General features: G+C 67.3%; 7 protein-coding genes. 6 read left to right on the plus strand and 1 reads right to left on the minus strand.

Annotated elements, in window-relative coordinates; all coding sequences use genetic code 11:
- Window positions 1-492: 492 nt before the first annotated feature.
- Complete coding sequence (locus tag HYE82_RS31650) at window positions 493-822, minus strand: ferredoxin (protein WP_179177642.1); 330 nt, start codon at window positions 820-822, stop codon at window positions 493-495.
- A gap of 266 nt (window positions 823-1,088) precedes the next feature.
- Here HYE82_RS31650 and arc point away from each other — a divergent pair, with 266 nt between their 5' ends.
- The 6 genes from arc (at window position 1,089) to prcA (ending at window position 7,249) form a co-directional block, all read left to right on the plus strand.
- Window positions 1,089-2,855 (plus strand): proteasome ATPase, encoded by a 1,767-nt coding sequence (gene arc, locus HYE82_RS31655; RefSeq protein WP_179177643.1) that lies wholly within the window; start codon window positions 1,089-1,091, stop codon window positions 2,853-2,855.
- A gap of 254 nt (window positions 2,856-3,109) precedes the next feature.
- The gene (gene dop, locus HYE82_RS31660) at window positions 3,110-4,621 is read left to right on the plus strand and encodes a depupylase/deamidase Dop (RefSeq protein ID WP_179177644.1); all 1,512 of its coding nucleotides are present in this window, start codon (window positions 3,110-3,112) and stop codon (window positions 4,619-4,621) included.
- Window positions 4,622-4,805: 184 nt separating this feature from the next.
- Window positions 4,806-5,018, plus strand: coding sequence for a ubiquitin-like protein Pup (locus tag HYE82_RS31665; protein WP_042803062.1), 213 nt, complete (start codon window positions 4,806-4,808; stop codon window positions 5,016-5,018).
- Between the two features lie 197 nt (window positions 5,019-5,215).
- Complete coding sequence (locus HYE82_RS39390; RefSeq protein WP_309144509.1) at window positions 5,216-5,647, plus strand: endonuclease VII domain-containing protein; 432 nt, start codon at window positions 5,216-5,218, stop codon at window positions 5,645-5,647.
- Window positions 5,599-6,438: a proteasome subunit beta gene (gene prcB, locus HYE82_RS31675; protein WP_179177646.1), complete on the plus strand. Its 840-nt coding sequence runs from the start codon at window positions 5,599-5,601 to the stop codon at window positions 6,436-6,438. The genes HYE82_RS39390 and prcB overlap by 49 nt, the downstream gene beginning before the upstream one ends.
- 46 nt (window positions 6,439-6,484) lie before the next feature.
- Window positions 6,485-7,249 (plus strand): proteasome subunit alpha, encoded by a 765-nt coding sequence (gene prcA / locus HYE82_RS31680; protein ID WP_179177647.1) that lies wholly within the window; start codon window positions 6,485-6,487, stop codon window positions 7,247-7,249.
- Window positions 7,250-7,349: the final 100 nt, after the last annotated feature.

Consider the following 7,349-nt stretch of genomic DNA (forward strand, 5'->3'; position numbering starts at 1 on the left):
GAAAACCAACCGCCGAGCGACGTCGGCAGAGTCAGAGGTGTATAAGAGACAGCCCCCGGCCCGCCGCCCCGCAGGCAGCAGCCCCGGACCCGGCCGCAGTCACCTGGCCCCTCGACTGCAAAGGCGCCCCCACGACCGTCACCGCCACGGCCCACGGCGACCTCGACGGGGACCGCCGCCCCGAGACCGTCGCAGCCGTCCGCTGCGACGCCGGATCCGGCACGCCGCCCCACGCCCTCTACGTCCTCGCCCAGGACACGGCCGAAGGCGCCCGGCCCCGGGTCGTCGCCACGCTCCTCGACACCGCACGCCGCCAGACCGCCATCGACCTCACGATCCGTGACGGCCTCGTCACCGCACGGCTCCTCGGGTACTCCTCACCCCAGGTCCCCCGCTACAGCCCCGACGTCGAGCAGCTCGCCAAGTGGCGCTGGACCGGCGGAAAATTCCGCCAGGAGCTGACGCAGATGTCCGCCCGGAGTGTTTGAACCGTCACTCCGCGTCGGGGCCGTAGACCTCCACCCCGTCCGAAGCGCGCCTCACGTGGATGCAGTCACCGGGGCAGTCCTTCACCGAATCCACCACATCCTGAAGCAACGGCAACGGAACCGGAGTGGTCGCCCCCGCCTCCACCAGCAACTCGTCCTCAGGGCTCTTCACGTACGCCAGACCATCGATGTCCAGCTCGAACACCTCCGGCGCGTACTGCACACAGATCCCGTCACCGGTGCACAGGTCCTGATCGATCCAGACCTCCAGCGGCTCCCCGGCCCGCCCCGCGCCATCGGCGCCGCCGCCGGTTGCCTCCTGCTGCACGGTCATATCTCCTGCCGTTTCCTGCCCTCAGTGATCCGTTTCCCGCCATGTGCCGGCGGCAAGTCGCGTCCAGGCTGGCGGGTGTTGAACGACTCGACCTTACAACCGGCTGCTTTCCGATGTTGAAGGGTGGGTATTCCCCTGGCGTGAGGGAGTACGCAAGGGTGAAGATCGGACACACCTCTACCGTCTTTGTGATCTAGGGGTTTCAATCACCACCAGCCCAGGTAGGGTCAGGAAGCGTCCAGCTCCCCTTGGAGGAGGTGAGGACCGTGGCAGCCCACGACGACGACATCAACCGCGGCATCCGGCCGGGGCGGGGGTCTGAGGACCCCGCCGGCCAGGTTGCCTATCTCGAGCAGGAAATCGCCGTCCTGCGACGTAAGCTCGCCGACTCTCCGCGGCACACGAGGATTCTCGAGGAGCGGATCGTCGAGCTCCAGACAAACCTGGCCGGCGTCTCCGCGCAAAACGAGCGACTCGCAAATACGCTCCGTGAAGCACGCGACCAGATCGTCGCGCTCAAGGAGGAAGTCGACCGGCTCGCACAGCCGCCGGCCGGATTCGGCGTCTTCCTGCAGGCGAACGACGACGACACCGTCGACATCTTCACAGGGGGCCGCAAGCTCCGCGTGAACGTCAGCCCCAGCGTGGACCCGGACGAGCTCCGGCGCGGCCAGGAAGTCATGCTCAACGAGGCCCTCAACGTGGTCGAGGCCATGGAATTCGAGCGGGCCGGGGACATCGTCACCCTCAAGGAAATCCTCGAGGACGGCGAGCGCGCCCTGGTCATCGGACACACCGACGAGGAACGGGTGGTCAGGCTCGCCGAGCCGCTGCTGGACGCCACCATCCGCCCCGGCGACGCCCTCCTGCTCGAACCCCGCTCCGGCTACGTCTACGAGGTCGTCCCCAAGAGCGAGGTCGAAGAACTCGTCCTCGAAGAGGTCCCGGACATCGACTACGACAAGATCGGCGGACTGGGCGACCAGATCGAGCTGATCCGCGACGCCGTCGAACTCCCCTACCTCTACCCGGACCTGTTCAAGGAACACGAACTGCGGCCGCCCAAGGGCATCCTGCTCTACGGCCCGCCCGGCTGCGGCAAGACGCTCATCGCCAAGGCCGTCGCCAACTCCCTTGCCAAGAAGGTCGCCGAGGTCACCGGCCAGCCCGCCGGAAAGTCCTACTTCCTCAACATCAAGGGCCCCGAACTCCTCAACAAGTACGTCGGCGAAACCGAGCGCCACATCCGCCTCGTCTTCCAGCGCGCCCGCGAGAAGGCCGGCGAGGGCACCCCCGTCATCGTCTTCTTCGACGAGATGGAATCCCTCTTCCGCACCCGCGGATCCGGAGTCAGCTCGGACGTCGAGAACACCATCGTCCCCCAGCTCCTCGCCGAGATCGACGGCGTGGAAGGCCTCGAGAACGTCATCGTCATCGGCGCCTCCAACCGCGAGGACATGATCGACCCGGCCATCCTGCGCCCCGGCCGCCTCGACGTGAAGATCAAGATCGAACGCCCGGACGCCGAAGCCGCCAGGGACATCTTCGCCAAGTACCTCAAGGCCTCGCTGCCCCTGCACTCCGACGACCTCGCCGAACACCAGGGCTCGCCCGAGGTCGCCGTCCACAGCATGATCCAGACCGTCGTCGAGCAGATGTACGCCGAAACCGAGGAGAACCGCTTCCTCGAGGTCACCTACGCCAACGGCGACAAGGAAGTCCTCTACTTCAAGGACTTCAACTCCGGCGCGATGATCCAGAACATCGTCGACCGGGCCAAGAAGATGGCCATCAAGGCCTTCCTCGAACACAACCAGAAGGGCCTGCGCGTCTCCCACCTCCTCCAGGCCTGCGTGGACGAGTTCAAGGAGAATGAGGACCTGCCCAACACGACCAACCCCGACGACTGGGCCCGCATCTCCGGAAAGAAGGGCGAACGGATCGTCTTCATCCGCACCCTCGTCACCGGAAAGCAGGGCGCAGACACCGGACGCTCCATCGACACGGTGGCAAACACCGGCCAGTACCTCTGATCGGAGGCGGCTGCGGGTGCCCCCACCGGGCACCCGCAGCCGACTGCTTTGCCGACAGCATCACCGACCGCTTTTCAGCCGTGACGGGGCGCAGCCAAGGATTGAAATGATCTCCCCACCGGCGTGGAGTGGTTCTAGGCTCATCCGTACCGCCGCATCCGCAGTGCGGGGTCGGGCACCGCACACGCACCGGACCACCAGCGGTACTTGAGCGCCGCTCCCGAACGGGGGCGCCGCCGGGCAAGGAGGGCCGCATGACCGTACGGCGAGTAATGGGAATCGAGACGGAGTACGGGATCTCCGTCCCCGGTCACCCGAACGCCAATGCCATGCTCACCTCGTCCCAGATCGTCAACGCCTACGCGGCGGCGATGCACCGGGCGCGACGCGCCCGCTGGGACTTCGAGGAGGAGAACCCGCTGCGGGACGCCCGCGGCTTCGACCTCGCCCGCGAGGCCGCCGACAGCAGCCAGCTCACCGACGAGGACATCGGCCTGGCCAACGTCATCCTGACCAACGGCGCACGACTCTACGTCGACCACGCCCACCCCGAGTACAGCTCCCCGGAAGTCACCAACCCGCTCGACGCCGTCCTCTGGGACAAGGCCGGCGAACGGATCATGGCCGAGGCCGCCGTACGCGCCGCCCAGCTCCCCGGCGCCCAGCCGATCCAGCTCTACAAGAACAACACCGACAACAAGGGCGCCTCCTACGGCACGCACGAGAACTACCTGATGAAGCGGGAAACCCCCTTCTCGGAGATCGTGCGCCACCTCACCCCCTTCTTCGTCTGCCGCCAGGTGATCACCGGCGCCGGCCGCGTCGGCATCGGCCAGGACGGCCGCGAACACGGCTTCCAGATCAGCCAGCGCGCGGACTACTTCGAGGTCGAGGTCGGCCTGGAGACCACCCTCAAGCGGCCCATCATCAACACCCGCGACGAACCCCACTCGGACGCCGACAAGTACCGCCGCCTCCACGTGATCATCGGCGACGCGAACCTCTCCGAGATCTCCACCTACCTCAAGCTCGGCACCACCGCCCTCGTCCTCTCCATGATCGAGGACGGCTTCATCACCGTCGACCTCGCCGTCGACCAGCCCGTACGCACCCTCCACCAGGTCTCCCACGACCCCGACCTGCGCCACCTGATCACGCTGCGCAGCGGCCGCACCCTGACCGCCGTGCAACTGCAGATGGAGTACTTCGAGCTGGCGCGGAAATACGTGGAAGAGCGGTTCGGAGCCGACGCGGACGAGCAGACCAAGGACGTGCTCTCCCGCTGGGAGGACGTCCTTGGGCGGCTGGAGAGCGATCCGATGAGCCTCGCGGGCGAGCTGGACTGGATCGCGAAGCGGCAGATCCTGGAGGGCTACCGACGGCGCGACGGGCTCGGCTGGGACGCCGCCCGGCTCCACCTGGTCGACCTCCAGTACGCGGACGTACGCCCCGACAAGGGCCTGTACAACCGCCTGGTGGCCCGCGGCAAGATGAAGCGGCTGGTGGAGGAGCCGGCCGTAGAGACGGCCGCCGCCAAGCCGCCGGAGGACACCCGAGCGTACTTCCGGGGCCGGTGCCTGGAGCAGTACGCGGACGACGTGGCCGCGGCCTCCTGGGACTCGGTGATCTTCGACCTGCCGGGCCGCGACTCCCTGCAGCGCGTCCCGACACTGGAACCCCTGCGGGGTACCCGCAAGCACGTCAAGGAGCTCCTGGACCGCTGCCGGACGGCGGAGGACCTGGTGCGGGTGCTCAGCGGGAACTGAACCGGGCCGGAGGGGGCCTGAAAACCGCCTCTCCCGGGAATCATGGGAACACCCGGACGTTGTCAAAGTACGGGGACGAAAGCCCGGACCTCCTTGTAGGGTCCGGCATAGGGTCTGATCTTGAGGGATCCCGATCCCGGGGTCCCTCGTCACGAGCGTGCGAACCGAGCGGGGTGAGGTAGACATGGCGACCAAGGACACCGGCGGCGGACAGCAGAAGGCCACTCGCTCGACCGAGGAGGTCGAGGAGCAGGCCGCGGAAGCGCAGTCCGACCTCAAGGAGCGGCAGGAAAAGCTCTCCGACGACGTCGACTCCGTACTTGACGAGATTGACGATGTCCTCGAGGAGAACGCAGAGGACTTCGTGAGGTCCTTCGTTCAGAAGGGTGGCCAGTAGGGCCATTTGACCTTCGAATCGAAGGCTGGGGGGCGGAAAGAGTGTCCGAGGGTACGAAGCGGTGCTCGCGATGTAAGCAGGACAAGCTACGAGCGGAGTATGCGAGCAACCGCTCGGCGTCAGATGGCTTACAAGCCTATTGCCGCGCGTGCTGGGCGGACTACTACAAACAGCGCCAGGAGGCGAAGGGGCGGACGGTGCGGGCGAAGATCGACGTGCCGTCCGGCCACAAGCGGTGCCCTGAGTGCGGAGAGATCAAGCCCCATTCCGAGTGGGAGCTGAACCGGACGAGCTCCGACGGATGGGCCAGCTACTGCAAAGAGTGCCGGGCGCAGCGGAATCGGGCGAGCTACTTCAAACGCAAGTACGGCATCACCGAAGCCGAACGCGACGAGATGATCGCTGCTCAGGGTGGTGCCTGCGTGATCTGCCGGATAGGTCCGGCGGAGCATGTGGATCACGATCATGAGACGGGTAAAGTCCGAGGCGTACTGTGTTTCAGCTGCAACGCAGCCCTGGGGCAGTTCAAGGATCGGCCGGACGTCATGAGACGTGCAGCCGCTTACGTGGAAGGAAACCTGTGGAAGCCAACAATCGTGGCACAGGGCGTCTTCCGGCAGCCTTCCTGACGCCGGGGTCGTCGTCCTTCATGGACTTCTTGGGTGCGCACGCGCCCGAGATGCTGCCGGGCAACCGGAAGCTTCCGGAGGGGATCGTCGAGGCGCCGCACGGCACGACCATCGTGGCCGCCACCTTCCCCGGCGGGGTCGTCCTCGCCGGTGACCGGCGCGCGACGATGGGGAACATGATCGCCCAGCGGGACATCGAGAAGGTGTTCCCGGCGGACGAGTACTCCGCGGTGGGCATCGCCGGCACCGCCGGCCTGGCCGTGGAGATGGTCAAGCTGTTCCAGCTGGAGCTGGAGCACTTCGAGAAGGTGGAGGGGGCGACCCTCTCCCTGGAGGGCAAGGCGAACCGCCTGTCCACCATGATCCGGAGCAATCTGGGGATGGCCATGCAGGGGCTGGCCGTGGTGCCGCTCTTCGCCGGCTACGACGAGACCCGGGAGAAGGGGCGGATCTTCTCCTACGACGTGACCGGCGGCCGCTCCGAGGAGCACGGCTACGCCGCGACCGGTTCGGGTTCGATCTTCGCCCGCGGGTCGATGAAGAAGCTGTACCGCCCGGACCTGACGGAGGAGCAGGCCACCACACTGGTCGTCCAGGCGCTGTACGACGCCGCCGACGACGACTCGGCGACCGGCGGCCCGGACCTCTACCGCAACATCTATCCGATCGTCACCGTCATTACCGACGAGGGCTTCCGGCGGCTGACCGAGGAGGAGTCCCAGGCTCTGGCCCGCAAGGTCACCGACCGCCGCCTCCAGGAGCCGGACGGCCCGCGCGCCGCCCTGCTCTGATCAGTAACAGCCCCTCAGGAGCCCAGAAGAAAGGGACGGTCAGCCGGTGTCGACTCCGTTCTACGTCTCCCCGCAGCAGGCGATGGCCGACCGGGCGGAATACGCCCGCAAGGGCATCGCCCGCGGTCGCAGCCTCGTGGTGCTGCAGTATGCCGACGGCATCGTGTTCGTCGGCGAGAACCCGTCCCGTGCGCTGCACAAGTTCAGCGAGATCTACGACCGGATCGGCTTCGCGGCCGCCGGCAAGTACAACGAGTACGAGAACCTGCGGATCGGCGGTGTGCGCTACGCGGACCTGCGCGGATACACCTACGACCGCGATGACGTGACGGCCCGTGGGCTGGCGAACGTGTACGCGCAGACGCTGGGCACGATCTTCTCCAGTGCCGGTGAGAAGCCGTACGAGGTGGAGCTGGTCGTGGCCGAGGTGGGCACGACGGCCGCGGGTGACCAGATCTACCGGCTGCCGCACGACGGGTCGATCGTGGACGAGCACGGTTCGGTCGCGGTCGGCGGGAACGCCGAGCAGATCAGCAGCTACCTGGACCAGCGCCACCGGGAGGGGATGACCCTGTCGGAGGCGCTGAAGCTGGCGGTGCAGGCGCTGTCCAGCCAGGCGAACAGTGCGGACAAGACCATTCCGGCGGAGCGGCTGGAGGTTGCGGTGCTGGACCGGACGCGGTCGCAGCAGCGGAAGTTCAAGCGGATCCGGGGCCGGCAGCTGGCGCGGCTGCTGGAGGCGGACGTTCCGGCGGCGGCGCAGGCCGACGCGGTGTCGAACGACGAGGCTCCGGAGGACGACGCCGAGTAGGCGCCGCCCCGGTTTTCTCGGGCACTCCCCGCCCCGGTCCTGCCTCTTCGGAGGTGGGGCCGGGGCGTTTTGCGTTTCCGCGGGGTGTCAGGGGCGGGGG

The sequence above is a fragment of the Streptomyces sp. BR123 genome, assembly GCF_013401435.1.
In the GTDB taxonomy this organism is placed as follows: Bacteria; Actinomycetota; Actinomycetes; order Streptomycetales; family Streptomycetaceae; genus Streptomyces.